Genomic DNA, 26,879 nt, shown 5'->3' with positions numbered 1-26,879 from the left:
ACTGCGAGGGCCTCCTGGGAAACCCCGGAGGCCCTTTTCGTCAATTCAGCCGACCCAGCAGCTCGGCCGGCACGATCCGGACCGGGAACGGCCGCACGGCGTCGAACGCCTCTTCGCCCTTCACCACGGTCACCAATTCGTAGCGGCCTTCGGCGTTCAGCTCGTACACGTCCAGCACCGGCACCTTGGGGTCGACCACCCAGTAGCTCTCGACGCCCATTCGTTCGTAGAGTGATTTCTTCAGGTTGGTGTCGGTCACGTACGAACTAGGGGACAGCACCTCGACGGCGAGCAGCGGCGCCACCGGCAGCAGCTTGTCCGTCAGGTCCTCCTCCCGCGCGACCAGCACGTCCGGCTGCACCTCCGTGACCTTGGAGAACCGCACCGCGAACGGCGCGGGCACGACCACCCGCCCGTCGGGGCACGCCGCCTCCAGCGCCACTGCCATCAGGAAGGCCATCCGCTGGTGGTGCAGCCCCGGCGCCGGACTCACGAGGAGCACCCCGTCGACGAGTTCGTAGCGCTCGCCGTCATCGGGCATGTCCTCCAGGTCTTCGACCGTGTAGGCACGCCCGCCGAGGTCTTGTCGCATGACGGTCATGGTGCCCCCTTTCCGCTCGGTTCGCCAACCATGGCAGAGCGGGAGAACGATTCCACCATTGATTTCGAACATTCCCCCGAAAAGGGGAAATCAAGAAGTAGGGCATTCCTGCCGATCAATGAGCGGAATTCCGCCGGTCAGCGCCCGACCTCCTGCACGGCACCGCCGGAGAGCCGGTGCACCAGCCGCAGGATCCGCTGCTGGACCTGGTCGAACGACCGCACCTCGGCCGTCTCCGACGTCCACAGCACCACCGAGAACGTCTGCTCCCCCGCCGTCACATCGATCCGCGTCTCGGCCCCGCCGTCCACCGACCCCACGTGCGCTGCGCGCCAGAGACCGGCGCGCAGCGCCACCAGGGCGAGTTCGCGCACGTCGTGCGCCCCCACCCGCCCGATGAACGAGCGCGGCCGGTGGTCGGCCGTCACGGTCGAGCTGAGCCGGTACTCGCCGGTGCCCGCGAAGCTCGCCTCCGTCGTGCCCGACGGCCCGTGGATGACGTACCGCATGGCGAACCGGTCCGGGGCCAGCCGCCCGTCCAGGTAGCCCTTCAACGCGTACTCCACACCGTCCCCCTGAGACCCGGTACCGCCCACCATGGTGAGCGTCCCCGACCGGCCCGCGCCGCCGGTCGGGTGAGAGTTCGGTGAAGCGTTACTTCTTCTTGTCCTTGCCCGAGTCGTCGGTCGACAGCGCGGCGACGAAGGCTTCCTGGGGCACCTCGACGCGCCCCACCATCTTCATCCGCTTCTTGCCTTCCTTCTGCTTCTCCAGCAGCTTGCGCTTGCGGGTGATGTCACCGCCGTAGCACTTGGCGAGGACGTCCTTGCGGATCGCGCGGATCGTCTCGCGGGCGATCACCCGGGACCCGACGGCCGCCTGGATCGGCACCTCGAACTGCTGGCGCGGGATCAGCTCGCGCAGCTTGGTCGCCATCCTGGTGCCGTAGCCGTAGGCGTGGTCCTTGTGGACGATCGCGCTGAACGCGTCCACCGGCTCGCCCTGCAGCAGGATGTCGACCTTGACCAGCTCCGCGTCCTGCTCGCCCGCCTCCTCGTAGTCCAGCGACGCGTAACCGCGCGTGCGGGACTTCAGCGCGTCGAAGAAGTCGAAGATGATCTCGCCGAGCGGCATGGTGTAGCGCAGCTCGACGCGGTCCTCGGACAGGTAGTCCATGCCGCCCAGCTGGCCGCGCTTGGCCTGGCACAGCTCCATGATCGCGCCGATGTAGTCGCTGGGCGCGATGATCGTGCACTTGGTGACCGGCTCGTACACCTCGGCCCGCTTGCCGTCGGGCCAGTCGGACGGGTTGGTCACCACGTGCTCGGTGCCGTCCTCCATCACGACCCGGTAGACGACGTTCGGCGCGGTGGAGATCAGGTCGAGCCCGAACTCGCGCTCCAGCCGGTCGCGGGTGATCTCCAGGTGCAGCAGGCCGAGGAAGCCGCAGCGGAAGCCGAAGCCCAGGGCCGCCGACGTCTCCGGCTCGAAGGTCAGCGCGGCGTCGTTGAGCTGGAGCTTCTCCAGGGCCTCGCGCAGCAGCGGGTAGTCGGACCCGTCCACCGGGTACAGGCCGGAGTAGACCATCGGGCGGGGCTCGCGGTACCCGGCCAGCGGCTCGGTCGCGCCCTTCTTCTCCCAGGTGACGGTGTCGCCGACCTTGGACTGGCGGACGTCCTTCACGCCGGTGATCAGGTAGCCGACCTCGCCGACGCCCAGGCCCCGGCTGGGCTTGGGCTCCGGCGAGATGATCCCGACTTCCAGCAGCTCGTGGGTCGCGCCGGTGGACATCATCCGGATCCGCTCGCGCGGGGTGATCCGGCCGTCCACGACCCGGATGTAGGTGACCACGCCCCGGTAGGTGTCGTACACCGAGTCGAAGATCATCGCGCGGGCCGGTGCCTCGGCGTCGCCGACCGGCACGGGCACCTTGCGCACGACCTCGTCCAGCAGGTCGCCGACGCCCAGCCCGGTCTTCGCGGAGACCCGCAGCACCTCCTCGGGCTCGCACCCGACGATGTGGGCGAGCTCCTTGGCGTACTTGTCCGGGTCGGCGGCGGGCAGGTCGATCTTGTTGAGCACCGGGATGATGGTGAGGTCGTTCTCCATCGCCAGGTACAGGTTGGCCAGCGTCTGCGCCTCGATGCCCTGCGCCGCGTCGACCAGCAGCACGGCGCCCTCGCACGCCTCCAGCGCCCGGGAGACCTCGTAGGTGAAGTCGACGTGGCCCGGGGTGTCGATCATGTGCAGGACGTGGTCCTGCCCGTCGAGCTGCCACGGCAGGCGCACGTTCTGCGCCTTGATCGTGATGCCGCGCTCCCGCTCGATGTCCATGCGGTCGAGGTACTGCGCGCGCATCGCCCGCTCCTCGACCACGCCGGTGAGCTGCAACATGCGGTCGGCCAGGGTCGACTTGCCGTGGTCGATGTGCGCGATGATGCAGAAGTTCCGGATGAGCTCCGGAGGCGTGAACGTCTGATCGGCGAACGTGCTCACTCAGGTTCCTCGCACGGGACGGACAAAGGGGATCGGTTCATCATCTCACGTCCCGCCGACCTGCCGTTCCACCCGGGCGTGACCGAGGCCATAGGCTGACCCGCCGTGTACACGAACGGTGAGGACCCCCGCCCCGCCAGGGGCGCGGTGCGCGAGGTCCACTCGGCCGCCGCCGCCGCGTCCCTGGAGTACTCCCCCGACCTGGACGGCCTGGCCGACCCGGGCGAGGTCGTCTGGGCCTGGGTGCCCTACGAGGAGGACGCCGCCCGGGGCAAGGACCGCCCGCTGCTGGTCGTGGGCCGGCACCGCCGCGCCCTGCTGGCGCTCATGCTGACCAGCAAGGCCCCCGACCCGCACGAGGAGGACGAGTTCCTGCCGCTGGGGTCGGGCCGCTGGGACCGCGACGGCCGCGAGTCGTACCTGCGCCTGGACCGGGTCTTCGAGCTGGACGAGGACGACATCCGCCGCGAGGGCTCGGTGCTGGAGCCCGAGCGGTTCTCGCTGGTGGTGGACGCGCTGCGCGCGCTCGGCTGGCGTTAGACGCGTCCGGCCCGGCGGAACACCGCTTCGGGGTCGCACCGGGGTGATCCCCGATGCCGGGCGCTCCGGGCGCAACGAACCTGGGCGCATGGCATCCAAGTTGATGAAGGCGCTCGACGTGGCGTTCGGCCACCCGCGCGGCAAGGTGGGCGAGTTCGGCGGTCGGGTCATGGCCAAGGTGAACGCGAAAGCCGAGGTGCACGCGCTGGACGTGCTGCGCCCGCGCCCGGACGAGGCGGTGCTGGTCGTCGGCCCGGGTCCGGGCGTCGGGCTGCGGCTGGCGGGCGAGCGGGCGGCCAGGGCGATCGGCGTGGACCCGTCGCAGGTGATGCTGGACGAGGCCCGCACCCGGTGCGCGGACCTGATCCTGGCGGGCAAGGTGGAGCTGCGGGAGGGCACGGCCGCGCGGACGGGTCAAGAGCCGGCGTCCGTGGACGCCGTCGTCGCGGTGGACAACCTCCAGCTGTGGGACAACCGGCCGGCGGCGTTCCACGAGCTGTTCCGGGTGCTCAAGCCCGGTGGTCGACTGGTGGTGTCGGTGCAGCGGTGGGCGCTGGCGGTGTCCGAGTCCGACCTGATCGCGGAAGCCGGGGCGGCCGGCTTCACCGACGTGCGGACGTCGTTGCAGCAGCACGGCGGGGTGCTGCCGGCCGCCGTGCTGCTACTGGCGGACGTCCCGGCGTAGCGGGTGCTCGGGCGGGATCTCGACCAGCGCGATCCGCACCCCGTCCGGGTCCGCGATCCACATCTCGTCCAGGCCCCACGGCTCCCGGCGCGGCTCGCGCACGACGTGGGCGGCCAGCTCGTCGGCTGCCGCGCGCAGGTCGCGGACCTGGAGCCAGAGCTGGACGGCGTCCGTCGGGGCGTCGTCGGAGCGCCCGGACACCTCCAGCAACCCGTTGCCGAGGAAGAACACCGTGCCGCCGGGGAACTCCCGGTGGACGGCGAGCCCCAGCACGTCCCGGTAGAACGCGCGGGCCCGTTCGGGGTCCCGCGACCTCAACAACACACGACTGCTCAGCACCTCCATGCGTCGAGCGGATCACGCCACGGCGTCGGCCGCCACTCCGGCGACCACGTCCCGGCCACGTCATCGGGTGCGCGGCGGCGGGACCCAGGGGGAACCCGGCACGTCGAGGGTCATCCGCACGTGCGGGTGGGGACCCTCGCCCACGTGCTGTTCCCGCCACCCCTTGGCGGCGTAGAAGCGGCGGGCGCGGGTGTTGGGCTCGAACACGTCGAGCCGGGCGGTGGTGACGCCGGCACCCTGCCAGACCGCGACGCACGCGCCGTGCAGCGCGCTGCCCACCCCTCGCCCCCACTGCGCGGGATCGACCTGCACTTGGAGCAGCTCGTCCCCTTTGACCAGCGCGAACCCGGCCACCGCCCCGTCGAGGTCCGCGCACAGCCACACCCGGCCGGGCCCGGTGAAGCGGTAGCCGGAGGCGCGGACGGCCGCCTCCCACTCGGCCAGCTCCGACTCCGGCAGGTGGCCTTCGTAGTAGCTGCGGCGGGCTTTGACGTGCAGCTCGACGATGTCGGGTGAGTCGGCCTCGACGGGCGTGCGAATGGTGATCGTCCCCATGTGAACAGGACGCGCCGGCGTGCCGGGAGGTTCGCCTCCGGGACCGGGGTGCCACCGACTTGCCCACCCCGCCGCAAAAGTGATATCACTTTGCTAAGAAAGCGATAGACGAGCGAGGGGTGGAGCGATGAACGCGACGACCGATGTGATCGTGCGGATGCCCGCACCGGCCGTGCGTGAGCGCCAGGCGTCGGAGGTGTCCGGCTGGGCCGCGCTGGGCATCTCGGTGGTGCTGGTGCTGGGAGGGGCGGCGGTGGCCGTGCTCGGGTTCGCGTTCGGGTCGGGCGACCCCAACGTCGTGCTGATCATCGGTGGCGCGCTGATCGCCGTGGCGGGCGTCATCACCGGCGGCGGGCTGTTCACCGTCGCGCCCGGTGAGGCGCGGGTCCTCCAGTTCCTGGGCCGCTACACCGGCACGGTCCGCGAGGACGGCCTGCGCTGGGCGAACCCGTTCACCACGAGGGTGAAGGTGTCGACCAGGATCCGCAACCACGAGACGGCCGCCCTGAAGGTCAACGACGCCGACGGCAACCCGATCGAGATCGCGGCGGTCGTGGTGTGGCAGGTGGACGACACCGCGCGGGCGAAGTTCGAGGTGGACGACTTCGTGCGGTTCGTCGGCATCCAGACCGAGACGGCCGTGCGGCACATCGCCACCAGCTACCCGTACGACAACCACGACGAGGCCGGCCTGTCGCTGCGGGAGAACGCGGACGAGATCACCGAGACCCTGTCGGTGGAGATCGCGGCCCGCGTGCAGGCGGCCGGCGTCAAGGTGATCGAATCGAGGCTGACGCACCTCGCGTACGCCCCGGAGATCGCCCACGCGATGCTCCAGCGCCAGCAGGCGGGCGCGGTCATCGCGGCCCGGCAGCGGATCGTGGAGGGCGCGGTCGGCATGGTGGAGATGGCGCTGGACAAGCTGGCCGAGAAGGACGTGGTGGAGCTGGACGAGGAGCGCAAGGCGGCCATGGTGTCGAACCTGCTGGTGGTCCTGTGCGGTGACCGGTCGACGCAGCCCGTCGTGAACACCGGTTCGCTGTACCACTGACGTGGGCGAGCGCAAGAGCGTCCTGCTGCGCCTCGACCCAGCCGTGCACGACGCGCTGACCAGGTGGGCGAACGACGAGCTGCGCAGCACCAACGCGCAGATGGAGTTCCTGCTCCGCCGGGCGCTGGCCGAGGCGGGCCGCCTCCCGGCCGGGACAGCCGCCCCGACCCGGCGCGGCAGACCCCGCAAGGACGCCCGGCCCAGCGACCCGGAAGACGACGAGCCACCGAGCGCCTGACCTAGCAGCCGCCCGACCGTTCCGCGAGGAACGATCGGGCGGCTGTCTCGCCACCCGGTGATCGACTCGCGGCCCATCGCACCCGGTGCGACCGTTGACGGGGTGAGCGAGCTGAACGCCCCGTACGCGCCGGGCACCCCCGCCTGGGTGGACATGATGACCACCGACCGCGTAGCCACCATGGAGTTCTACGGCGCGCTGTTCGGCTGGGACTTCGAGATCGGCGGCCCCGAGACCGGGCGCTACACGATGGCCCTGGTGCGCGGCCGTCCGGTCGCGGGCTTCGGCGAGATGCCCCGCGACGCGATGTTCCCGGTCGTCTGGACGACGTACCTGGCCACCGACGACCTGGACGAGTCCCTGGAGCGGATCGCGGCGACCGGCGGCAAGGTCCTGGTGCCGGAGTTCGACACCGGCGGTCCGGGTCGGGGCGCGATCGCGGTCGACCCGACCGGCGCGGCGTTCGGGCTGTGGGAAGCGGGCGAGCACATCGGCGCGTACGTGGTGAACGAGCCGGGCGCGGTGGTGTGGAACGAGCTGGCCACCCGCGACCCCGACGGGGCGACCGGGTTCTACCGCGAGGTGTTCGAGTTCGACCTGGAGCCGCTACCGGACTTCCCCTACACCCAGCTCCAGGTGGCCGGCCACACGGTGGGCGGGGTGTTCGGCATGGACGACGGCATCCCGGCGGAGATCCCGGCGCACTGGATGACCTACTTCCAGGTGTCCGACGTGGACGGCACCCTGGACCGGGCGCGGGACCTGGGCGGCATCCCGGTCGGCGCGGTCGCCGATTCGCTGTTCGGCCGGTTCGCCACCGTGGGCGACCCGATGGGCGCGACGTTCAAGGTCATCCAACCGCCGCCTTCCACCCCAGGCTGACCACCAGCGCCACGACCACGGTCAGGAACACCCGCCGGACGAACGCGGACCCGCGCCGCACCGCCAGCCGCGCCCCGAACACCGCACCGCCGAGGTTGCACACCGCCAGGACCAGACCGAGCCCCCACAGCACCTTGCCGGTCGGGACGAAGTAGAGCAGCGCGCCCAGGTTCGTCGCCACGTTCACGATCTTGGCCGTCGCCGACGCCCGCAGGAACGCGAAGCCCACCAGGCCCACCAGCAGGAACACCAGGAACGCCCCGGTACCCGGCCCGGCCAGCCCGTCGTAGAAGCCGACCACCGCGCCACCCGCCGCCATCACGCAGACCTGGGCGACCCGGCCGAACCTCGGCGTCTCGGCCACGCCGAGGTCGGGCTTGCGCCACGTGTAGAGCCCGACACCGACCAACGCGACCAGCACCACACCGTTGAGCACCCCGGGTTCGAGCGCGCCCGCAAAGGCCGCCCCACCCGTGGCCCCGGCGAACGCCGCGACCGCCATCGGGATCGCCGACGCCCAGTCGATCGTCGTCTGCCGCGCGTACGCACCGACTGCGGAAGCCGTGCCGACGACCGCCGCGACCTTGTTCGTGGCCAGCGCGTAGAGCGGCTGCCCACCTGGCCCGACCAGCAACAACGCCGGGAGCTGGATCAGCCCGCCCCCACCCACCACCGCGTCCACCGCGCCGGCGAGGGCGGCGGCCACGCAGAGGAAGAGGAGGCCGGCGAGCGTCACCTGCCCGAACCCGGGCCAGTCCAGAGCGGTCATCACCCGATCAGGGTAACCGGACGCGTGTACTGTTTTTCCGCCGAGGACCGGTGCGCGCTGCCCCGAGCAGCCCTGATAACCTCGGCAGCCGTATCGCGCGGCATTCCGCAATGGAGGAAGCCCACTCCGGTGGGGCCGATCACAGCGCGATGCGACCCCAAGACCGAGGAAACGGTGGCTTTCGCGTGGCGAACATCAAGTCCCAGCTCAAGCGGATCAAGACGAACGAGAAGGCGCGGCTGCGCAACAAGGCCGTCAAGTCGTCGCTGAAGACCGCGATCCGCAAGTTCCGTGAGGCCGCCGAGGCGGGCGACAAGGACAAGGCCGTCGCCCTCGCCCGCGAGGCTTCCCGCAAGCTCGACAAGGCCGTCACCAAGGGCGTGATCCACGCCAACCAGGCCGCCAACAAGAAGTCGGCCCTGGCCCGACGCGCCAACCAGATCTGATCACCCGGATCTGAGCAGAGCTCCCGAAGCGCCGCCCCTCTCCGGAGGGCGCGGCGCTTCGCTTTTCCCGGCACCCGGCACCCGTCCCACGTGCCGCGCCGCACCACACCACGCCGTCGGTCCCGCGTGCCGCACCGTCCGTGCCGCACCGTCCCACCGCAACGCCGCTCCGGGCTCAGCGCCGCCCGTACGCCGCGACGATCCTGAGCACCGCCCGCTCCAGGGCGTAGCCCGAGTCGGCGGCCACCCCCTTCACGTCGGCGTTGAGCCCCGCGACCACCGACATGGCCGCCGCCAACCCGTCACCGTCCCAGCCGCGCGCCTGCCCCTGCGCCTTCTTCACCTTCCACGGCGGCATCCCCAACTCGCCGGCCAGCTTGAAAGGATCGCCCCGCCCCACCGCCGAGACCCGCGCGATGGTCCGCACCGCGTCGGCCAGCGCGTCGGCCACCAGCACGTGCGGCACACCGGTCTGGGTCGCCCAGCGCAGGGCCTCCAGCGCGCCGCCCCGGTCGCCCATCACGGCCTTCTCGGCCACCGCGAAGCCGGTCACCTCGGCCCGCCCCCGGTGGTAGCGGTGGACGGCGTCCGCGTCGACCTTGCCGCCCGTGTCGGACACCAGTTGCGAGGCCGCCGCCGCCAGCTCCCGCAGGTCCGACCCGATCGCCTCGATCAACGCCCCAACCGCCTCCGGGTCGGCCTTGCCGCCCGCCGAGCGGATCTCGTTGCGCACGAACGCCTCGCGCTCGGCCGCCTTGGTGATCTTGGGGCACTCGGTCACCGCCGCCCCGGCCTTGCGCAGCGCGGCGGGCAGCTCCTTGGCCACCTTGCTGCGCCCGCCGCCGGTGTGCACGACGACCAGGGTCACCCCGTCGGCCGGCGCCTTGGCGTAGGCGATGACCGCCTCGGCGATCTCCTTGCCCGCCTCCTGGGCGGCGTCCAGCGCGATCACCCGCCCCTCTGCGAACAGCGAGGGGCTCACCAGTTCGGCCAGCTCAGGAGGGGTGAGTTCAGTCACCTTCACCCTGGTCAGGTCGGCCTGCGGATCGACCTGGCGAGCCACGGCCAGCGCACCGCGCACCGCGCGCTCGACCAGCAACTCTTCCTCGCCGACGACCAGGTGCACGGGGTCTGGAGTAACTGCGGACGCGCTCACGGACCCGATCCTCCCACGCCCCGGAACGCGTCCGGATGGTGGACGGATCTGGCTGCCGGTCGGGATCGTGCCGTAAGTTGGACGCCACAACTGAATACCGCTCATCCAGAGGGGCAGAGGGATCGGCCCGAAGAAGCCCCGGCAACCCGTCGCGCAGCGTCCGCTGCGACGACCACGGTGCCAATTCCGACCCGCGACGCGGGAAAGATGAGGAGATACCTCGCGATGACTGCTGTCAGTGTGCCCTCGGCCACCACCTCCTTCGACCTCGGCCCGGCTCGTGCCCTGTCGTGTCGTGAATGCGGCCACGAGACCCCGCTCGCGCCGGAATACGCCTGTCTGGAGTGCTTCGGGCCGCTGGAGGTCGCCTACGACTTCGGCCGCGTCCGCCGCGAGGACATCGAGGCGGGCCCCCGGTCGATCTGGCGCTACCGCGGCCTGCTCCCGGTCCCCGCCGACGTCGAGTCGCACCCCAACACCAACCCCGGCGCCACCCGCCTGGTCGAGGCCGACCGCCTCGCCAAGGCCCTGGGCGTGCGCAAGGTCTGGGTCAAGGACGACACCGGCAACCCCACCCACTCGTTCAAGGACCGCGTCGTCGGCGTCGCCCTCGCCGCCGCCCGTGAACTGGGCTTCAAGGTCCTGGCCTGCCCCTCGACCGGCAACCTGGCCAACGCCGTGGCCGCCGCCGCCGCCCGCGCCGGCTGGCAGTCGGTCGTGCTGGTGCCCTCCTCCCTGGAGCAGGCCAAGATCCTCATGACCGCCGTCTACGACGGCAACCTGATCACCGTCGACGGCAACTACGACGACGTGAACCGCCTCGCGCAGGAGCTGGCCGCCGAGCACGAGGACTGGGCGTTCGTCAACGTCAACGTCCGCCCCTACTACGCCGAGGGCTCCAAGACCCTGGGCTACGAGGTGGCCGAGCAGCTCGGCTGGCGGCTGCCCGACCAGGTCGTGGTGCCCATCGCGTCCGGCTCGCAGCTGACCAAGGTCGACAAGGCGTTCCGCGAGTTCGGCGAACTCGGCCTGGTCGAGGCCACCCCGTACAAGGTCTTCGGCGCCCAGGCGACCGGCTGCTCCCCGGTCGCGGCGGCGTTCAAGTCCGGCCAGGACGTGGTGTCCCCGGTCCGCCCGGACACGATCGCCCGCTCGCTGGCGATCGGCGCCCCGGCGGACGGCCCGTACGTGCTGGACGCGGTCCGCCGCACCAACGGCGCGATCGAGGACGTCACCGACGAGGAAGTGGTCGAGGGCATCCGCCTGCTGGCCCGCACCGAGGGCATCTTCGCCGAGACGGCCGGCGGCGTGACCGTCGCCACGGCGAAGAAGCTCATCGAGACCGGTCAGCTCGACCCGGACGCCGAAACGGTGCTGCTGATCACCGGCGACGGCCTGAAGACCCTCGACGCCCTCGGCAACCGCGTCGGTCCCCGCGCCAACGTCCCGCCCTCGGCCGAGGCCGTGCTGAACGCGCTGAAGGACTGATTCCGCCCGACCGGCTCGCGCGCCACGCCCCCGCCCAGGAGGTGCCCGGCGCGCGGGCCGAACGCGCCACCGGACCGGTCACAAGACGATGTCCGGAACCCGCAGCCACCCGGTGCGCGGGAACGACGAGAGTTCGGGCAGCAGGTACGGCCCGACCTCCTCGGTCTCGGCCCGCCACGCGGTGAGCTGCTGCGGCCACGGTGACGCCGTCTTGTGCCCGTTGTACCGGTTCGCGCGCCAGTCCTCGGGCGCTATCGACAGGTCGTCGTCGAACAGCGCGTCGGCGATCTCCTGGTACGCCTCCTGCGGCGAAGCCACCTCCACGGTGCCCACGGTCCTCGTGACCTTCGCCCGCGCCACGATCCCCCGGCTGCCTGTCGGCAGGTCCTCGCACAGGTAGAACTCGAACGACGGCCTCAGGTCCGCCGTGGGCCACGGGTGCGCGGAGTAGCCGGGCTGCCACAGCGCCCAGCCGAGTTCGCGCGGCGACCAGCCGGTGTGCAGCCGGACCCAGGTGTTGCGGTCGCTCATGGTCGTGCTCCTCTCGTCGGCCCGGTCGCTCGACCGGGCAGCGTTCTGGTCTTCCGGCGGCCGGTTCAGCCGCCGTTGTTCAGCGGGTCGCCACGGCGGACGACCCGAGGCCCTCCCGGGCCGGGCAGGACGGCGGTGTCACCGTCCCGGTCGGTGCGCAGCACCAACGCCCCGCAGCGCGCCAGGGCGTCCACCACCACCCCGCTGGGGTGGCCGTAGCGGTTGCCCGCCCCGACGCTGACCAGCGCGACCCGGGGCCGCACCGCCGCCAGGAACTCCGGCGACGAATAGCGCGACCCGTGGTGCGGCACCTTGAGCACGTCGGCCCGCAGGTCGACGTGCCCGCCGAGCAGCGCCGCCTGCCCGGCCAGCTCGACGTCGCCGGTCAACAGCACCCGGCCGAGCGGGGTGGTCGCCCGCACCACCACGGACGCGTCGTTGACCGCCGTGTTCTCCTCGCCGCGCGGCACCGCCCGGGGTCCCAGCACGTCGAGCTCCAGCCCCGGCCAGCTCAAACGCTGCCCGACCGCCAGCTCCACCACCTCGACCCCGGCACCGCGCGCCAGCGCGACGACCTGCCTCCACGCCCACTCCGGCTGCCGCGACGGCCCCACGGCCACCGCGCCGACCTCCCGCTCCGCCAACACCGCCGCCAGCCCGCCCACGTGGTCGGCGTGGAGGTGGCTCAGCACCACCAGCGGCACTCTCCGCACGCCCAGCCGGTGCAGGCAGGCCAGCACCGCCGCCGGCTCCGGCCCGGTGTCGACCAGGACCGCCTGGTCGCGCTCGGCGGTGGCCAGGACGACCGCGTCGCCCTGTCCCACGTCGCACGCCACCACGCCCCACCCGGGGACCGGCCAGCGCGGCGCGACCACGCCGACCGGCACCAGCACGACGACCGCCCCGGCGGCCACCGCGAGGAGCACCGCCCGCAGCCTCCGCAGCCGGAACACGCCCGAGGCCACCAGCACCGCGCCGACCAGCAGCAGCCCGCCCGTCCAGCCGTCCGGCCACGCCACCGCCGCACCGGGCACCGCCGCCGCGTGCCGGCCGACCGTGATCAGCCACCACGTGGCAGGCCCGGCCACCTCGACCACGAACCGCGCCGTGTCGAGGTGGACCTGCGCCACCACGGCCGCCAGCACCCCGAGCACCGTCGCCGGTGCCACCACCGGACCCACCAGCAGGTTCGCCACGACCGCGACCAGGCTGACCTGGCCCGAGATCCCGGCGACCAGCGGAGCAGTGGCGAGGTGCGCCGCCGCCGGCACCGCGAGTGCCTCCGCCACCCCGACCGGCACGCCCCGGTCGCGCAGCCGGCCCGACCACCGGGGAGCGAGCAGCACCAGCGCCGCCGTGGCGACGACGGACAGCCCGAACCCCGGATCGACCGCGAGCTGGGGATCGTGCAGCACCAGCACGACCACCCCGGCCGCCAACGCGGGCAACGCCGACTTCTCCCGCCCCAGCACCAACGCGAGCAGCGCCACCGCACCCATCACCGCCGCCCGCAGCACACTCGGCTCCGGACCGGCCAGCACCACGAACCCGACCAGCGCCGCCATCCCGCCCACCGCACACCCGCGAGGGCCGAAGCCCAGCAGCCGCAACAGCAACAGCACGGCGCCGCACAGGATCGCCAGGTTCGCCCCGCTGACCGCCAGCACGTGCGCCAAGCCCGAGGTGCGGAACTCGTCCACCACCCTGGACGACAGGCCCGACGTGTCGCCGACGACCAGCGCGGGCAGCAACCCCGCAGACTCCGGGTCGAGCGTGCCGCTCGACTCCCGCAGCCCTGCCCGCAACGCCTCTGCCGCCCGCTGCCACACGGGTGCCGGCGTGACGTCGCGCGGCGGACCACGGACCCTGAGCATGGCGACGGTCAGCTCACCGGCCTTCGCCGGCGCGAGCGTCCCGCGCGCGAGAACCCGTTGTCCCGGAAGCAGTTCCCGCCACGCCGCAACCGGAGCGAGCACCACCACCCGCCCGCCGTCGTCCACCACCTCCGCCCGGATGAGGACGAGGTCGACCCCGCCGGCCCGCGACCCGAACCCCTCGGACCGCAGACCGCGCGGTCGGTCGGACAGTTCGAGGCGCAGCGACGCCAGGCCGCCCTGCCCGGCCGCAGACCGGAGCGGGTGGTGGGCGGACTCGTGGAGCTGCGCGCCGATCCAGCACGCCGCCACCGGCCCGACCACGGCGACCGCCACGGCGGCCGGCCGCCACCGGCGAAGGGCGACGCCACCCACCGCCGCGAAGACGAGACCGAGGGCGACGCCCGCCCACCACGTCCAGAGCAGCCCGGCCAGAGCGGTCGACCAGACCGCCAAGGCGGCGGGTACCAGGTGGGCGCGAGAGCTCACGGCCCGGTGCGCCGGTCAGGGCTGTGATCGACGCCCCGGGACCGGTGATGGGTCCGCCGGACGCCACGGGCGCGTGGCAGATGTCGTGTCATGAATACCTCCGAAGTTCTTGTCCTTTGTGGACAGCAGCGGTCAACAGGCATCGTTGCCGGACGGGGTTCATCCGTCGGCTGGTGCGGAGCGGTGGCCGGGATGCGGTGACGAGGTCGGGTGTTGCGTGCGAAACGGTCGGAGTGGTGCGGAGTCCGAGGAACTGGCTGGGTACAGGAGGTTCCGGGTCAGAGGCGGACCAAGTCGCCGAGTTTGGCCAGTTTGGCTTCACCTATCCCTTCGATCTCGCCGAGTTGTTCGATGGCCGTGAACGGGCCGCGTTTCAAGCGGCGCTCCACGATCCGCTGGGCGGTCACCGGACCTACGCCGGGTAGTGCGTCCAACTGCTCCTTCGTCGCGGTGTTGAGGTTGATCGGTTCGCGGTGGGTCTCCGGGTCCTGGGGTGGGATGCCGACGGCGATCTGCTCGCCGTCGGAGACCCGGCGGGCCAGGTTGAGGCTGCGGAGGTCGGCGTTCGGGTTGGGACCGCCGGCCGCCTGGACGGCCTCGGCGACGCGGGCACCGCTGGTGACCGTCACCAGGCCGGGTTTCGGGACCTCGCCCACGACGTTGACGATCACGTGCTCCGGGAGCTTGGTCACCTCGGCCGCGAGCGGCAGGGACGGCGGCGCCTCGGGCTCGGGCGGCTGCCACCAGAGGCTGAGCGCGACGGCCAGCGCCACGCCGGCCAGCACGCCGCTGAAGATGATCGGGCGCCGGGGTAACGCGAAGTTCGGCCACCGGCCGCGCAGCAAGGCGCGCAACCGGCCGGGCGGCTCGGCCCCGCCGGACGAGGTGGCGAAGACGACCAGCGGGGTGTCGTCCGCGCGGTGCTTGCCCTGGTTCTGGGTGATCAGGGCGTCGAGGCGGGCTGCGGTGGTATCCGGTTTCTCGTCGAACATGTGATCGACACTAGGCTGATCGGAGCAGCGCGCCCAGCGTCGACCTCAGATCTGTGGACAGAGATCCGGGGCTGTGGACAACCGGCTACTCGTAGCCGCCGGGGAGGACCACGACCCCCAGCACGCCGGGGCCGGTGTGGGCCCCGATCACCGCTCCCACCTCGGAGATCAGGCAGCCGGCCGAGCCGGGCACCCGCTCGTCCAGGCTGGTGGCCAGCTCGGCCGCCCGCTCCGGAGCGGCGAGGTGGTGCACGGCCAGGCCCACCGGACCGGGACCGGCGGCAGCCGCTGCCAGGTCGACCAGCCGCCCGATCGCCCGGCTCGTGGTGCGGACCTTCTCCAGCGGCACGATCCGCCCGTCGTCCACGTGCAGCAGGGGCTTGACCGCCAGGGCGGTGCCGACCAGGGCCGCCGCCGCGCCGATCCGGCCACCCCGCCGCAGGTGGTCGAGGGTTTCCACGCAGAAGAACATCCGGGTCCGCGCCGCCGCGTCCGCCGCGGCCTTCTCGGCGAGCACGCCGTCCGGGGTCGAGGACGCGGCCAGCGCCGCGAACCCCAGGCCCATCCCGGTGGCCCGCGAGTCCACCACCCGGATCCGGTCCGGGGCGACCTCCTCGGCGGCCAGCCGCGCCGCTTCCCAGGTTCCCGACAGCTCGCGGGACAGGTGCACCGACACGATCTCGTCCGCGCCGTCGGCGAGCACCGAGCGGTACACCTCGGCCATTTCGCCCGGCGTGGGTCTCGAAGTGGTGACCCTGCGGTGCTCCCCCAGGGCCGAGGCGAGTTCCGCCGGACCGAAGTCGACACCGTCCAACATGCTCCGGCCGTCCACCGCGACGTGCAGCGGGACGACCCGGATGCCGTGCCGCTCGGCGAACCCCTCGGGCAGGTACGCCGTGGAGTCGGTGACGATCGTGGTGGACACGAGTGCCGAGACTACGGCTCGACCGCCCCCGAGTGGCCGACCGCCACGGAAGCGATGAGATCCGCCATCGCCGCGCCGACCAGCGCGTGGCCCTCCCAACCCCAGTGCATACCGTCCGGGTTGCCGTGCCGTGACCGCACGTGGTCACCGACGAGCGCAGGCACGTCCAGCAGCGGCACGTCCACGCGCGAGGACCACGCCCGCATGGCGCGCTCCGCAGCCGGACGCCCCGTGTGCACGCTCGCGTACGCCGGGGACACGTGGACGGACGGCGTCATCCCGACCGCCGGCACCTCCGGCTCGAACGCGTGCACGGACCGGACGCACGAATCCAGGTAGCGCACCGTCAGGTGCGGCGGCAACGCCACCGGATGCCCGCCGAGCAGCCGGGAAAGCCCCGGTTGGAGAGCCCGGTACGCGCTCCGGGCACGCCGCCGCAGGCCGTCCGGACGGAGGTAGCGCAAGCCTTGCCGCAAAAACGTCGGCAACGGCGACGGCAACGTGTCCATGTGTCCCACGGCGAGCACAAGCACGTCCGTGTGCGGCAACAACGACCACACGCGCGGATCACCCGTCAACGCCCACCAGGCGTCACGAGCCGTCCAGCCGAACCCCGCCACCAACTCCGCGCGCCCACCGAGCGCCGTTGCTGCCACGTTGGGCCACAGGCGCGGGTTGTCGGCGGGCAAAGGCCCCTCAGGGCCGTGGAACGTCAGCGAATCACCGAGTACGAGCAGCCTCACCGGGTGGTTCCGGCGTTGTACGACGACAGCCGCCAACGCCCGTCACCCCGGGGACGCCGGGTGAACACCGTCCAGTGGCAGTTGCCGATACCGCCGAGCAGCGACCACCGGTCCACCGGCAGGTCCAGCAGCTGCCCGGTCAACGCGCTGATCAGCCCGCCGTGCGCGCACAGCAGCACGGTGCCGGAGAACTCCCGGTCGACCTCCTCGACCACGGCCAGCGCCCGCTCGGCGACCTCCGTCCGGTTCTCGCCGTCCGGCGGCGCGAGCGTGGCGTCCGCACGCCACGCGTCGAGCACACCCGGCCACTCGACCTCGATCTCGTCCGAGGTCAGGCCCTGCCACTTGCCGAGGTTGGTCTCCCGGAGCCGCTCGTCGACCCGCAGCCCGATGCCGGTGGCGGTGGTGAACACGGTCGCCGTGTCGCGCGCCCGCCGCAGGTCGGAGGCGACCACCAGCTCCGGCGCGAAGCCGGCCAGGACCGGCACGGCGAACCGCGCCTGGTTCCAGCCGGTCTCGGTCAGCCCCACGTCCAGGTGACCCTGCATCCGACCGGTCGCGTTGTAGTCGGTCTCACCGTGCCGCCACAGCACGAGCCGGTTCAGGGTCATGCCTCGGCGACCTCGTCGGTGACCGGGCCTGCGTCGAACTCGATCCGGGGGCAGTCCTTCCACAGCCGTTCGAGGCCGTAGAAGCTGCGCTCGTCCACGTGCTGGACGTGCACCACGACGTCCACGAAGTCCAACAGGACCCAGCGGCCTTCGCGCGCGCCCTCACGGCGGACCGGTTTGCGGCCCGCTTCGCGCAGCTTCTCCTCGATGTTGTCCACGATCGCGCCGACCTGCCGCTCGTTGGGAGCGGACGCGATCACGAACACGTCCGTGATCACCAACTGGTCGGACACGTCGAGCACGATCACGTCGTGCGCCTTCTTGTCGGCCGCCGCGCTCGCGGCGACCAGCGCCGACCGTCGTGCCTCGTCGGTGGCTGCCACGTTTCTCCTCATCACCTCGGCAGGCGCTGATACGCCCGCACGAGTCAATGAGGGTACCGGCGTCCGCCGTCAGTCCGGCACCGAGTAAAGCGCGCGCTTGGAAATATATTGAACGACACCATCCGGGACCAGGTACCAGACCGGCAGGCCGGAGGCGGTTCGCGCGCGCACGGCGGTGGACGATATGGCCATCGCGGGCACTTCCACGAGCGACACCGAGCCCTTCGGCAGGTGGGTGTCGTCCAGGTCGTAGCCGGGCCGCGTGACGCCGATGAAGTGGGCGAGCTCGAACACCTCGTCGGCGCGGCGCCAGGACAGGATCTGCTCCAGGGCGTCCGCGCCGGTGATGAAGAACAGGTCCGCGTCCGGGTGCGTGGCTTTGAGGTCTTTGAGCGTGTCGTAGGTGTAGGTCGGCCCGGCCCGGTCGATGTCCACCCGGCTGACCGAGAACCTGGGGTTGGACGCGGTGGCGACCACCGTCATCAGGTAGCGGTCCTCGGCGGGGCTGACCTCGTGGTCGATCTTCTGCCAGGGCTGGCCGGTCGGCACGAAGATCACCTCATCGAGGTCGAACCTGGCCTGGACCTCGCTGGCTGCGACGAGGTGGCCATGGTGCACCGGGTCGAAGGTGCCACCCATGACGCCGATCCGGCGGTTGGACATGGGACGTGAGCCTAGTTCGGTCGGCGCGCGGACGGCCGGTCGCTCCCCGAACAGCCGCCCGCGCGTCTCGACTCCCCGTCTGCGGCCCAGGGGGAGGGGGCCGCCTCCGGAGCGCGGCCCACCCCGAAGCAGGGCCACGCGGCAGTGGGACACCTCAGGCAGCCGGGTATGACGCGATCGACTGAAGATATGTTCGACCACTTAGGGTGACACCGGTCACGACGGGTGACGGTGCCACGGTCGGATGTGTCCCTCGCTGCTTCCGCTGGGTCGCCCTGGATCGTCCGGTCAGGACGACGGCCGGACGTGCCCTTCGCCCCAGGCGACCCACTTCGAGGAGGTCAGCTCGGACAGCCCCATCGGGCCGCGTGCGTGCAGCTTCTGGGTGGAGATGCCGATCTCCGCGCCCATGCCGAACTCACCGCCGTCGGTGAAGGCGGTCGAGGCGTTGACCATGACGGCCGCCGCGTCGACCCGGGCGGTGAATCGGCGAGCCGAGGCGACGTCGCTGGTCACGATGGCCTCGGTGTGCCCGGAGCCGTGGGCCGCGATGTGCCGGACCGCCTCGTCCAACGAGTCGACCACGCGGGCCGCGATGTCGAGGGACAGGTATTCGGTGTCCCAGTCCTCGTCGGTGGCCTGCTGCACGCCGTCCAGGCGCGCGAACGCGTCGTCGCCGTGCACGGTCACCTGCTGCGCCTGCAACGCCGCCGTGATGCGCGGCACGAAGTCGTCGGCGACGGCGGCGTGCACCAGCAGCGACTCCGCCGCGTTGCAGACGCTCGTGCGGCGGGTCTTGGAGTTCAGGACGATCCGCTCGGCCACGTCCAAGTCGGCGGACGCGTCGACGTACACGTGGCAGTTGCCCACGCCGGTCTCGATGGTCGGCACGGTGGCCTGCTGCACCACGGCGTTGATCAGCCCGGCCCCGCCGCGCGGGATCACCAGGTCGACCAGGCCGCGCGCGGTGATCAGGTGGGAGACCGACGCGCGGTCGTGGCACGGCAGCAGTTGCACGCTGTCGGCGGGCAGGCCGGCGGTTTCCAGCGCGTCGCGCAGGATGGCGACCAGCGCGATGTTCGAGTGCTCGGCGGACGAGGAGCCGCGCAGCAGGGCGGCGTTCCCGGACTTCAGCGCCAGGCCGGCGGCGTCGACGGTGACGTTCGGGCGGGCCTCGTAGACCATGCCGACGACGCCCATCGGGACGCGCACCTGCCGCAGCTCCAGCCCGTTCGGCAGGATCGAGCCGCGCAGCACCTCGCCCACCGGGTCGGCGAGCCCGGCCACGGTCTCCAGGCCCTGCGCCACCGCGTCGATCCGCTGCTCGGTCAGCGTCAGCCGATCCACCAGGCCGTCGGACAGACCCGCCGCGCGACCGGCTTCGACGTCCTTGGCGTTCGCCTCCAGGACCTCCCGGCCCCGGGTGCGCAGGGCCGAGGCCATCTCGTGCAGCGCGGCGTCCTTGCGCTCGCGGGTGGCCAGGACGAGTTCGTCGGCGGCGACTCGTGCGCGCCGGGCGGCGGCGTGCACCTGTTCGCGCAGGTCATCAGTCACGAGAAGCAGACTACGGTCACCCGGTCGTGGATGTCGCGGAGGTTCCCAGTGCCCGGGAGCACGCCGGCGATTCCGCGTTGTCGTGCCCCTCTGCCATGGTGGTCGGGTGGACGAGATGGCATTGCGCGAACAGGCCGAAGAACGGTTGAGGGCATTGGCGGGCCCTCAGGCGGCGCTGCGCGAGGACCAGTGGACAGCCATCCGGGCGCTGGTCGCGGAACGGCGGCGGGCGTTGGTGGTGCAGCGGACCGGGTGGGGCAAATCCGCTGTCTACTTCATCGCCACCGCGTTGTTGCGCTCGCTCGGCGAGGGGCCGACGGTGATCGTGTCCCCGCTGCTCGCGCTGATGCGCAACCAGGTCGACGCGGCGGCGCGTGCGGGCGTCCACGCGGCCACCATCAATTCGGCCAACACGGATGAATGGCAAGATGTACAAGATCGGGTGACGTCTGGCGAAATCGACGTATTGTTGGTGTCACCGGAAAGGTTGAACAACCCGGATTTCCGCGACTCGGTGCTGCCCTCGCTGACATCATCGGCAGGGTTGCTGGTGGTGGACGAGGCGCATTGCATCTCGGACTGGGGTCACGACTTCCGGCCCGACTACCGGCGGCTGCGGACGTTGCTCACCGAACTCCCGGCCGGGGTGCCGGTGCTGGCGACGACCGCGACGGCGAACGACCGCGTGGTGCGGGACGTGGCCGACCAGCTCGGGTTGGGGGCCGGTTCGGACACGCTGGTGCTGCGCGGGCCGTTGGACCGGGCGAGCCTGCGGCTGGCGGCGGTGCGGCTGCCCACTGCGGAGGCCCGGCTGGGGTGGCTGGCCGAGCAGCTCGACCGGCTGCCGGGTTCGGGGATCATCTACACGCTGACCGTGGCGTCCGCCGACGACGTGGCCGCGTTCCTCCGGGAGCGCGGGTACCCGGTGGCGGCGTACTCGGGCCGCACCGACCCGGCGGAGCGGCAGCGGGCGGAGGAGGACCTGCTGGCGAACCGCGTCAAGGCGCTGGTGGCGACATCGGCGCTGGGCATGGGGTTCGACAAGCCGGACTTGGGGTTCGTGGTGCACCTGGGCGCACCGCCCTCCCCCATCGCCTACTACCAGCAGATCGGGCGTGCGGGTCGCGGGGTGGAGCGGGCCGAGGTGCTGCTGCTGCCAGGGCCGGAGGACCGGGACATCTGGGCGTACTTCGCGTCGCTGGCGTTCCCGCCGGAGCGCGTCGTGCGGCAGGTGCTGGAGGCGCTGGCCGAGGCGGGGCGGACGTTGTCGACCGCTGCGCTGGAGCCGATGGTCGAGCTGTCGCGCACCCGGCTGGAAGTGGTGCTGAAGGTCCTCGACGTGGACGGCGCGGTGCGCCGGGTGCGCGGGGGCTGGGAGTCGACCGGGCGGGCGTGGTCCTACGACGAGGAGCGGTACGGGCGGATCGAGGCGGCCCGAAAGGTCGAGCAGCAGGCGGTGCTGGACTACCTCGCCACCACGGGGTGCCGGATGGAGTTCCTGCTGCGGCAACTCGACGATCCGCACGCCGCGCCGTGCGGCCGGTGCGACAACTGCACCGGGAGCGGGTGGTCGGCGGAGGTCTCGCCGGACGCCGCGTCGGCGGCGCGGGAACGGCTGCTGCGCCCCGGCGTGGAGGTCGAGCCGCGCAAGCAGTGGCCGACGGGGATGGCGGCGGTGGGCGTCGGCCTGTCCGGGCGCATCCCGGCGGGCGAGGCCGCCGGGACGGGGCGGGCGTTGGGCCGGCTGACGGACATCGGCTGGGGCAACCGGTTGCGGTCGCTGTTCGCCGCAGAGGACCAGGAGGTGCCGGAGGACGTGTTCGCCGCCTGCGTAAAGGTGCTGGCGGCGTGGGGGTGGGACGAGCGCCCGGTGGGCGTCGTGACGGTCGGGTCGCGCAGCAGGCCACGGCTCGTGGGCAGCTTCGGGCACCAGCTGTCCACGATCGGCCGGCTGCCGCTGCTCGGCCAGGTCTGGCTGGGCGAGGCGGCGCGGCGGGCCAACAGCGCGCAGCGGCTGGCCGGGCTGGTGCAGTCCGCCGACGTGCCAGACCTGTCCACAGTGGAAGGACCGGTGCTGCTGGTGGACGACCGGATCGACACCGGCTGGACGATGACGGTCGCGGCGCGGCTGTTGCGCCGGGCGGGGGCACCGGCCGTGCTGCCGTTCGCGCTGGCGGTCACGGCGTGACGGCGGCCGAGGCCCTGCTGAGCGCGAAACGGTTGGTGCTGCGCAGGTTCCGGTCGGAGGATGCCCGCGCGTTCGCGGCCTACCGGTCGGAGCCGGAGGTGGCGAGGTACCAGACGTGGGAACCGCCGTTCTCCTTGGCGGCAGCCGAGGAGTTCGTGCGGGAGGTGGGATCGCTGGACCCGGCCGAACCGGGCTGGTTCCAGTACGCCGTCGAAGCGGGCGGGGTGCTGATCGGTGACGTGGGCGTGCACCTGCACCACAACAGGAGACAGGCCGACATCGGCTACACGATCGCAACCGCTCATCAGGGAAACGGGTACGCGACCGAGGCCGTGGGGCGGGTGCTGGAGCACCTGGTGGTGGAGCGCGGCTTGCACAAGGTGTCCGCCGAGTGCGACGCACGCAACGAACGATCGGCGAAGTTGTTGCAGCGACTGGGTTTCCGGCTTGAGGGACACCTGGTCGAACACACCTGGACCAAGGGCGAGTGGACGGACGACCTGCTGTTCGGCCTGCTCGCCCGGGAATGGAGGACTATCCGACACGAGAGGTGAGAGACCTGCCGGCTACAAACGCAGTGTGGCGGCCTCAAGCCTCATCGGCAGCCGGACGGTGCAGACGCGTGCGCATCTGTCGTGGACGTGTGCGCATGGCCCGGTTCCCTGTCGGCCGGTTGACTCGGTGGGGCGGCCATCGGGTGATGGTGCGGCAGGTGAAGGGGTGGGGCATGTCTGTGATGAGCGCGGCACAGCGTGAGGAGTTCCTGGCCGAGGTCCACGTCGGGGTCATCGCCATCGCGCGTCCTTCGGGGCCGCCGTTGACCGTGCCGGTCTGGTACAGCTACGAGCCGGGTGGGGACGTGACGGTGCAGATGGGGCCGGAGTCGCTGAAGTACCGGCTGCTGGACGCGGCTCGGGAGTTCAGCCTGGCGGTGCAGGTGGAAACGCCGCCGTACCGGTACGTGAGCGTGTCCGGGCCGGTGGTGGCCATCGATTCGGAGACCCCGCACGAGAATCTCCTGTCGATGGCCCAGCGCTACTACGACGCCGACTTGGCTGCGGACTACCTGCGGCAGGTGGAGAACGCGCCGGTGGCGACCGTGCACATGCGGCCTGAGCGGTGGTACTCCGGCGACTACAGCTGACGGCCCGTCCGGCGGCCGACCGTGCTGCACCACAAGCGGTGGTCGGGTGGCCAGCGGTGGGATCGGGCGCGCGGGCTGTCGAGGCGGGCCGTGAACGGTCAGGCGGTCGGTAGGGGGACCAGGTCGTCGGCGTGGACCACTTCTCGGCGTTGTTCGGCGGGGAGGTCGTGGCTTGAGCGGCCGATCAGGGCCGGGAGTTCGCCGGCGTCGAAGGCGACCACGCCGCGTGCCACGACGTGCCCGGTCAGGTCGACCAGGTCGACCACGTCGCCCGCGTCGAACGTGCCCTCCACCGACGTGATGCCGGCTGCCAGCAACGAACGTCGGCGGCCGACGACGGCGGCGACCGCGCCGTCGTCCAGGGTGAGCGTGCCGGTCGCGTCCGCCGCGTGGCCGAGCCAGAAGCGCCGGGCCGTCAGGCGGGGGCCGGTCACCGCGAAGGCGGTCCCGACGTCCGCCGGGCCGAGTGCCCGCACGGCGTCCGCCGCGCCCGCCAGCAGCACCGGTATCCCCGCCGACGCCGCCAGGCGCGCAGCGGCCAGCTTGGACGCCATTCCGCCGGTCCCCAGACCGGACGCGCCCACCGCGCCGGCTCGCACCCCGTCGACGTCGGCCGCGCCGGCGACCTCGGTGACGCGCTGGGCACCGGACAGGCGGGGGTCGCCGTCGTACAGGGCGTCGACGTCCGACAGCAGGAACAGGGCGTCGGCGCCGACCAGGTGCGCCACCAGGGCGGCCAGGCGGTCGTTGTCGCCGAAGCGGATCTCTTCGGTGGCGACCGTGTCGTTTTCGTTCACGACCGGGACCGCGCCGAAGGCCAGCAAGCGGGAGAACGTGCGCTGCGCGTTGCGGTAGTGCGCGCGGCGGACCACGTCGTCGGCGGTCAGCAGGACCTGGCCTACGGTCAGCGAGTAGCGGCCGAACGAGTTCGCGTAGGCATGGGCCAGGGTGAGCTGACCGACGCTGGCCGCCGCCTGCTGGGTGGCCAGGTCACGGGGCCTGCGGGTCACGCCCAGCGGGGCCAGGCCCGCCGCGATCGCGCCGGACGACACCAGCACCACCTGGCTGCCGGTCGCGCACCGGGCCGCCACCGCGTCCACCAGGGCGTCCAGCCGGGAGCGGTCCAGCCCGCCCTCGGCGGTGGTGAGCGACGACGAGCCGACCTTGACCACGACCCGGCCCGCCGCCGAGACGGCCTGGCGGGCCGGGGACAGCTCCGATCCGATCACTCGTCCTCTTCGAAGTCCTCGTCGTAGACGCCGGGCAGCCGCCGCGCCTTCTTCGCCGCGAGGCGCTCCGACGCGCCGACGCGGTTGTTGGCCTCCAGCCGGGCGTCGGTGCCGCGACCGGTCATGGTCATGGCGATGCCCGCCGGCGTGGTCGGCTCCCAGTCGAACACCAGGTCGCCGATGGTCACCTGACAGCCGGGCTGTGCGCCCCGCTTGACCAGCACGTCTTCCACGCCCAGCCGGGCCAGGCGGTCGGCCAGGTAGCCGACGGCCTCGTCGTTGTTGAAGTCCGTCTGGCGGATCCAGCGCTCGGGGCGCTCGCCGCGCACGATGAAGCCGCCGGGCTCCTGCGGGTCGTCAACGACGGTGAAGCCGGCGTCGTCCACGGCGGTCGGTCGCAGCACGACCCGGGTCGACTCCTGCTTGGGGCGCGACGCCCGGTACTCCTCGACAACGCGGGCCAGGGCGAAGGTCAGCTCGCGCAGGCCCTCCCGGCTGGCCGTGGACACCTCGAACACCGGCAGGCCCCGGGCCTCGATGTCCGGGCGGACCATCTCCGCGAGGTCACGCGCTTCCGGCACGTCGATCTTGTTCAGCACCACCACGCGCGGCCGTTCGGCCAGGTCGTCGGCCAGCGACGGGGTGTACCGGGCGAGTTCGGCTTCCAGCGCGTCGATGTCGGACAGCGGGTCGCGGTCGGCCTCGTAGGTGGCGCAGTCCACCACGTGCACGAGCACCGCGCAGCGCTCGATGTGGCGCAGGAAGTCCAGGCCGAGGCCCTTGCCCTCGGACGCGCCGGGGATCAGGCCGGGCACGTCGGCCATGGTGAAGATCGTCTCGCCGCCGGTGATCACGCCGAGGTTGGGCACCAGCGTGGTGAACGGGTAGTCGGCGATCTTCGGCTTGGCCGCCGACAGCACCGAGATCAGCGACGACTTGCCCGCCGACGGGAAGCCGAGCAGGCCCACGTCGGCGACGGACTTCAGCTCCAGCACCAGGTCGTGCTGCTCACCCGGCTCGCCGAGCAGGGCGAACCCAGGTGCCTTGCGGGCCTTGGACGCCAGCGACGCGTTGCCGAGGCCGCCGCGACCGCCCTGGGCCGCGATGAGCCGGGTGCCCTCACCGGTGAGGTCGGCGACCACCTCGCCCTCGGGGGTGAGCACGACGGTGCCGTCCGGGACGCGCAGCTCCAGGTCCGCGCCGTTCGCGCCGTCCCGGTTGCCGCCCTGGCCGCCCTTGCCGTTGCCGGCGTCAGCGTGCGGGCGGAAGTGGAAGTCCAGCAGGGTGTGCACCTGGGAGTCCACGACCAGGACGACGTCGCCGCCCTTGCCCCCGTTGCCGCCGTCGGGGCCGCCCAGCGGCTTGAACTTCTCGCGGTGCACGGAGGCGACCCCGTTGCCCCCGTCACCGGCGGCGACGTGGATCACCACCCGGTCGACAAAACGGGACACGGGAAACCACTTCCAAGTGCTAGGTGTGGATGTTCTCTACACAGACAACTGAGCGCCGTGGTCCGCGCATTCCCGCGGACACACGGCGCTCAGAGGAAACTCGATCAGGCAGCGGCCTCGACCGGAACGATGTTCACGGTCTTGCGGCCGCGCTTGGTGCCGAACTCGACCGCGCCGGGCGCGAGCGCGAACAGCGTGTCGTCCTTGCCGCGACCCACGTTCACACCGGGGTGGAACTTGGTGCCGCGCTGGCGGATCAGGATCTCGCCGGCCTTGACGACCTGACCGCCGAACCGCTTGACCCCGAGGTACTGGGGGTTCGAGTCACGGCCGTTGCGGGAGCTGGATGCACCCTTCTTGTGTGCCATGGCTAGTCAGATCCTCACTTACCGGTGATGCCGGTGACCTCGACGCGGGTCAGCTTCTGGCGGTGACCCTGGCGCTTGTGGTAACCAGTCTTGTTCTTGAACTTGTGGATGCGGATCTTGGGACCCTTGGTCTGCTCGACGACCTTGCCGGTCACCGAGATCTTCCCCAAGGCGTCGGCGTCGGCGGTGACGTCGGAGCCGTCCACGACGAGAAGCGGCGCCGGGAAGTTGATTTCGGTGCCCGGTTCGCCTTCGAGCTTCTCGACCTCGACGATGTCGCCGACAGCCACCTTGTACTGCTTGCCGCCGGTCTTGACGATCGCGTACATCGGGACGGAAGTCTCCTGCTACTCGACGGACAGGGCCGCGCGCCACAGTGCCACTTGAAGTTCGGAGCGGCTTGGGCTTCGCACGACTGGGCCCACCGGACGGCGGACCGTGCATCAGGTTACGTGGCGGTGGACCACAGGGTCAAACCGGGG

Annotated in this window: 30 protein-coding genes and 1 riboswitch; of the genes, 10 read left to right on the top strand and 20 right to left on the bottom strand. The window is 71.9% G+C overall.

Annotation, left to right across the window (positions count from 1 at the left end; all coding sequences use genetic code 11):
• Window positions 1–40 precede the first annotated feature (40 nt).
• The 3 genes from AB0I60_RS16690 to lepA all read right to left on the bottom strand — a co-directional run bounded on the left by AB0I60_RS16690 (window position 41) and on the right by lepA (window position 3,097).
• Window positions 41–601, bottom strand: a complete 561-nt coding sequence (locus AB0I60_RS16690) for a Uma2 family endonuclease (RefSeq protein WP_360730578.1) — start codon at window positions 599–601, stop codon at window positions 41–43.
• Window positions 602–738: 137 nt separating this feature from the next.
• Complete coding sequence (locus tag AB0I60_RS16685; RefSeq protein WP_360730575.1) at window positions 739–1,167, bottom strand: hypothetical protein; 429 nt, start codon at window positions 1,165–1,167, stop codon at window positions 739–741.
• Window positions 1,168–1,255: 88 nt separating this feature from the next.
• Window positions 1,256–3,097: a translation elongation factor 4 gene (lepA, locus tag AB0I60_RS16680; protein WP_360730574.1), complete on the bottom strand. Its 1,842-nt coding sequence runs from the start codon at window positions 3,095–3,097 to the stop codon at window positions 1,256–1,258.
• A gap of 105 nt (window positions 3,098–3,202) precedes the next feature.
• On the opposite strand from lepA, the gene AB0I60_RS16675 reads away from it, so the two are divergent.
• Entirely contained in the window at window positions 3,203–3,637 is a 435-nt protein-coding gene (locus AB0I60_RS16675) for a type II toxin-antitoxin system PemK/MazF family toxin (RefSeq protein ID WP_360730571.1), read from the top strand.
• Between the two features lie 88 nt (window positions 3,638–3,725).
• Window positions 3,726–4,322: a methyltransferase domain-containing protein gene (locus tag AB0I60_RS16670; RefSeq protein ID WP_360730568.1), complete on the top strand. Its 597-nt coding sequence runs from the start codon at window positions 3,726–3,728 to the stop codon at window positions 4,320–4,322.
• On the opposite strand, the gene AB0I60_RS16665 is transcribed toward AB0I60_RS16670, so the two are convergent.
• Both AB0I60_RS16665 and AB0I60_RS16660 read right to left on the bottom strand, forming a co-directional pair.
• Window positions 4,299–4,667 carry a VOC family protein gene (locus AB0I60_RS16665; RefSeq protein ID WP_360730565.1) on the bottom strand — a complete coding sequence of 123 codons (369 nt, stop codon included), beginning with the start codon at window positions 4,665–4,667 and terminating at the stop codon, window positions 4,299–4,301. The two genes, AB0I60_RS16670 and AB0I60_RS16665, sit on opposite strands and share 24 nt — an antisense overlap.
• 60 nt (window positions 4,668–4,727) lie before the next feature.
• On the bottom strand, window positions 4,728–5,222 hold the full coding sequence (locus AB0I60_RS16660) for a GNAT family N-acetyltransferase (RefSeq protein WP_360730562.1): 495 nt from the start codon (window positions 5,220–5,222) through the stop codon (window positions 4,728–4,730).
• 127 nt (window positions 5,223–5,349) lie between these two features.
• Between AB0I60_RS16660 and AB0I60_RS16655 the strand changes: the two genes are divergently transcribed.
• From AB0I60_RS16655 to AB0I60_RS16645, 3 genes are all read left to right on the top strand, one after another.
• Entirely contained in the window at window positions 5,350–6,273 is a 924-nt protein-coding gene (locus AB0I60_RS16655; RefSeq protein ID WP_360730559.1) for an SPFH domain-containing protein, read from the top strand.
• Window position 6,274: 1 nt separating this feature from the next.
• A complete protein-coding gene (locus AB0I60_RS16650) occupies window positions 6,275–6,511 on the top strand; it encodes a hypothetical protein (protein ID WP_360730556.1) in 237 nt (78 codons plus the stop codon).
• 102 nt (window positions 6,512–6,613) lie between these two features.
• Window positions 6,614–7,393 carry a VOC family protein gene (locus AB0I60_RS16645; protein ID WP_360730553.1) on the top strand — a complete coding sequence of 260 codons (780 nt, stop codon included), beginning with the start codon at window positions 6,614–6,616 and terminating at the stop codon, window positions 7,391–7,393.
• Here AB0I60_RS16645 and AB0I60_RS16640 read toward each other — a convergent pair.
• Window positions 7,362–8,162 (bottom strand): TSUP family transporter, encoded by an 801-nt coding sequence (locus AB0I60_RS16640; protein WP_360730665.1) that lies wholly within the window; start codon window positions 8,160–8,162, stop codon window positions 7,362–7,364. The two genes, AB0I60_RS16645 and AB0I60_RS16640, sit on opposite strands and share 32 nt — an antisense overlap.
• Window positions 8,163–8,347: 185 nt before the next feature.
• On the opposite strand from AB0I60_RS16640, the gene rpsT reads away from it, so the two are divergent.
• Window positions 8,348–8,608 (top strand): 30S ribosomal protein S20, encoded by a 261-nt coding sequence (rpsT, locus tag AB0I60_RS16635; RefSeq protein ID WP_041312187.1) that lies wholly within the window; start codon window positions 8,348–8,350, stop codon window positions 8,606–8,608.
• A gap of 175 nt (window positions 8,609–8,783) precedes the next feature.
• Here rpsT and holA read toward each other — a convergent pair whose 3' ends face one another.
• Window positions 8,784–9,764, bottom strand: coding sequence for a DNA polymerase III subunit delta (holA, locus tag AB0I60_RS16630; RefSeq protein WP_360730550.1), 981 nt, complete (start codon window positions 9,762–9,764; stop codon window positions 8,784–8,786).
• Between the two features lie 98 nt (window positions 9,765–9,862).
• Window positions 9,863–9,978, top strand: a riboswitch (SAM riboswitch).
• Between the two features lie 11 nt (window positions 9,979–9,989).
• Between holA and thrC the strand changes: the two genes are divergently transcribed.
• A complete protein-coding gene (gene thrC, locus AB0I60_RS16625; protein WP_360730547.1) occupies window positions 9,990–11,252 on the top strand; it encodes a threonine synthase in 1,263 nt (420 codons plus the stop codon).
• A 78-nt stretch (window positions 11,253–11,330) separates the two neighbouring features.
• Here the strand turns inward: thrC and AB0I60_RS16620 are convergent, their stop codons facing one another.
• The 9 genes from AB0I60_RS16620 to AB0I60_RS16580 all read right to left on the bottom strand — a co-directional run bounded on the left by AB0I60_RS16620 (window position 11,331) and on the right by AB0I60_RS16580 (window position 20,017).
• Window positions 11,331–11,783: a hypothetical protein gene (locus AB0I60_RS16620; protein ID WP_360730544.1), complete on the bottom strand. Its 453-nt coding sequence runs from the start codon at window positions 11,781–11,783 to the stop codon at window positions 11,331–11,333.
• 65 nt (window positions 11,784–11,848) lie between these two features.
• Window positions 11,849–14,146, bottom strand: coding sequence for a DNA internalization-related competence protein ComEC/Rec2 (locus tag AB0I60_RS16615; protein WP_360730542.1), 2,298 nt, complete (start codon window positions 14,144–14,146; stop codon window positions 11,849–11,851).
• Window positions 14,147–14,424: 278 nt separating this feature from the next.
• A complete protein-coding gene (locus AB0I60_RS16610) occupies window positions 14,425–15,138 on the bottom strand; it encodes a ComEA family DNA-binding protein (protein ID WP_360730539.1) in 714 nt (237 codons plus the stop codon).
• A gap of 85 nt (window positions 15,139–15,223) precedes the next feature.
• A complete protein-coding gene (locus tag AB0I60_RS16605) occupies window positions 15,224–16,063 on the bottom strand; it encodes a DegV family protein (RefSeq protein WP_360730536.1) in 840 nt (279 codons plus the stop codon).
• A gap of 11 nt (window positions 16,064–16,074) precedes the next feature.
• Window positions 16,075–16,806: a diglucosylglycerate octanoyltransferase gene (octT, locus tag AB0I60_RS16600; RefSeq protein WP_360730533.1), complete on the bottom strand. Its 732-nt coding sequence runs from the start codon at window positions 16,804–16,806 to the stop codon at window positions 16,075–16,077.
• Window positions 16,803–17,417: a histidine phosphatase family protein gene (locus AB0I60_RS16595; RefSeq protein WP_360730530.1), complete on the bottom strand. Its 615-nt coding sequence runs from the start codon at window positions 17,415–17,417 to the stop codon at window positions 16,803–16,805. Before AB0I60_RS16595 ends, octT begins: the two co-directional genes overlap by 4 nt.
• Entirely contained in the window at window positions 17,414–17,800 is a 387-nt protein-coding gene (rsfS, locus tag AB0I60_RS16590) for a ribosome silencing factor (RefSeq protein WP_360730528.1), read from the bottom strand. The genes AB0I60_RS16595 and rsfS overlap by 4 nt, the downstream gene beginning before the upstream one ends.
• Before the next feature lie 69 nt (window positions 17,801–17,869).
• Window positions 17,870–18,463, bottom strand: a complete 594-nt coding sequence (nadD, locus tag AB0I60_RS16585; RefSeq protein ID WP_360730525.1) for a nicotinate-nucleotide adenylyltransferase — start codon at window positions 18,461–18,463, stop codon at window positions 17,870–17,872.
• 288 nt (window positions 18,464–18,751) lie between these two features.
• Window positions 18,752–20,017, bottom strand: coding sequence for a glutamate-5-semialdehyde dehydrogenase (locus AB0I60_RS16580; protein WP_360730521.1), 1,266 nt, complete (start codon window positions 20,015–20,017; stop codon window positions 18,752–18,754).
• Between the two features lie 115 nt (window positions 20,018–20,132).
• On the opposite strand from AB0I60_RS16580, the gene AB0I60_RS16575 reads away from it, so the two are divergent.
• The 3 genes from AB0I60_RS16575 to AB0I60_RS16565 all read left to right on the top strand — a co-directional run bounded on the left by AB0I60_RS16575 (window position 20,133) and on the right by AB0I60_RS16565 (window position 23,349).
• Window positions 20,133–22,205 (top strand): RecQ family ATP-dependent DNA helicase, encoded by a 2,073-nt coding sequence (locus AB0I60_RS16575; RefSeq protein WP_360730663.1) that lies wholly within the window; start codon window positions 20,133–20,135, stop codon window positions 22,203–22,205.
• A complete protein-coding gene (locus AB0I60_RS16570) occupies window positions 22,202–22,759 on the top strand; it encodes a GNAT family protein (protein WP_360730518.1) in 558 nt (185 codons plus the stop codon). Before AB0I60_RS16575 ends, AB0I60_RS16570 begins: the two co-directional genes overlap by 4 nt.
• Before the next feature lie 173 nt (window positions 22,760–22,932).
• Window positions 22,933–23,349: a pyridoxamine 5'-phosphate oxidase family protein gene (locus tag AB0I60_RS16565; protein ID WP_360730515.1), complete on the top strand. Its 417-nt coding sequence runs from the start codon at window positions 22,933–22,935 to the stop codon at window positions 23,347–23,349.
• 98 nt (window positions 23,350–23,447) lie between these two features.
• On the opposite strand, the gene proB is transcribed toward AB0I60_RS16565, so the two are convergent.
• The 4 genes from proB to rplU all read right to left on the bottom strand — a co-directional run bounded on the left by proB (window position 23,448) and on the right by rplU (window position 26,726).
• A complete protein-coding gene (gene proB, locus AB0I60_RS16560) occupies window positions 23,448–24,563 on the bottom strand; it encodes a glutamate 5-kinase (RefSeq protein WP_360730660.1) in 1,116 nt (371 codons plus the stop codon).
• Between the two features lie 11 nt (window positions 24,564–24,574).
• On the bottom strand, window positions 24,575–26,029 hold the full coding sequence (gene obgE, locus AB0I60_RS16555) for a GTPase ObgE (RefSeq protein WP_360730512.1): 1,455 nt from the start codon (window positions 26,027–26,029) through the stop codon (window positions 24,575–24,577).
• Window positions 26,030–26,133: 104 nt separating this feature from the next.
• Entirely contained in the window at window positions 26,134–26,397 is a 264-nt protein-coding gene (gene rpmA, locus AB0I60_RS16550) for a 50S ribosomal protein L27 (RefSeq protein WP_073889563.1), read from the bottom strand.
• A 14-nt stretch (window positions 26,398–26,411) separates the two neighbouring features.
• Window positions 26,412–26,726 carry a 50S ribosomal protein L21 gene (gene rplU / locus AB0I60_RS16545; protein ID WP_015098859.1) on the bottom strand — a complete coding sequence of 105 codons (315 nt, stop codon included), beginning with the start codon at window positions 26,724–26,726 and terminating at the stop codon, window positions 26,412–26,414.
• Window positions 26,727–26,879 lie beyond the last annotated feature (153 nt).

Origin of the sequence: Actinosynnema sp. NPDC050436 (assembly GCF_040655415.1) — a bacterium.
Taxonomy (GTDB): Bacteria; Actinomycetota; Actinomycetes; order Mycobacteriales; family Pseudonocardiaceae; genus Actinosynnema.
The sequence above is the reverse complement of the archived record's forward strand: the minus strand, read 5'-3'. Positions and strand labels throughout refer to the sequence as shown.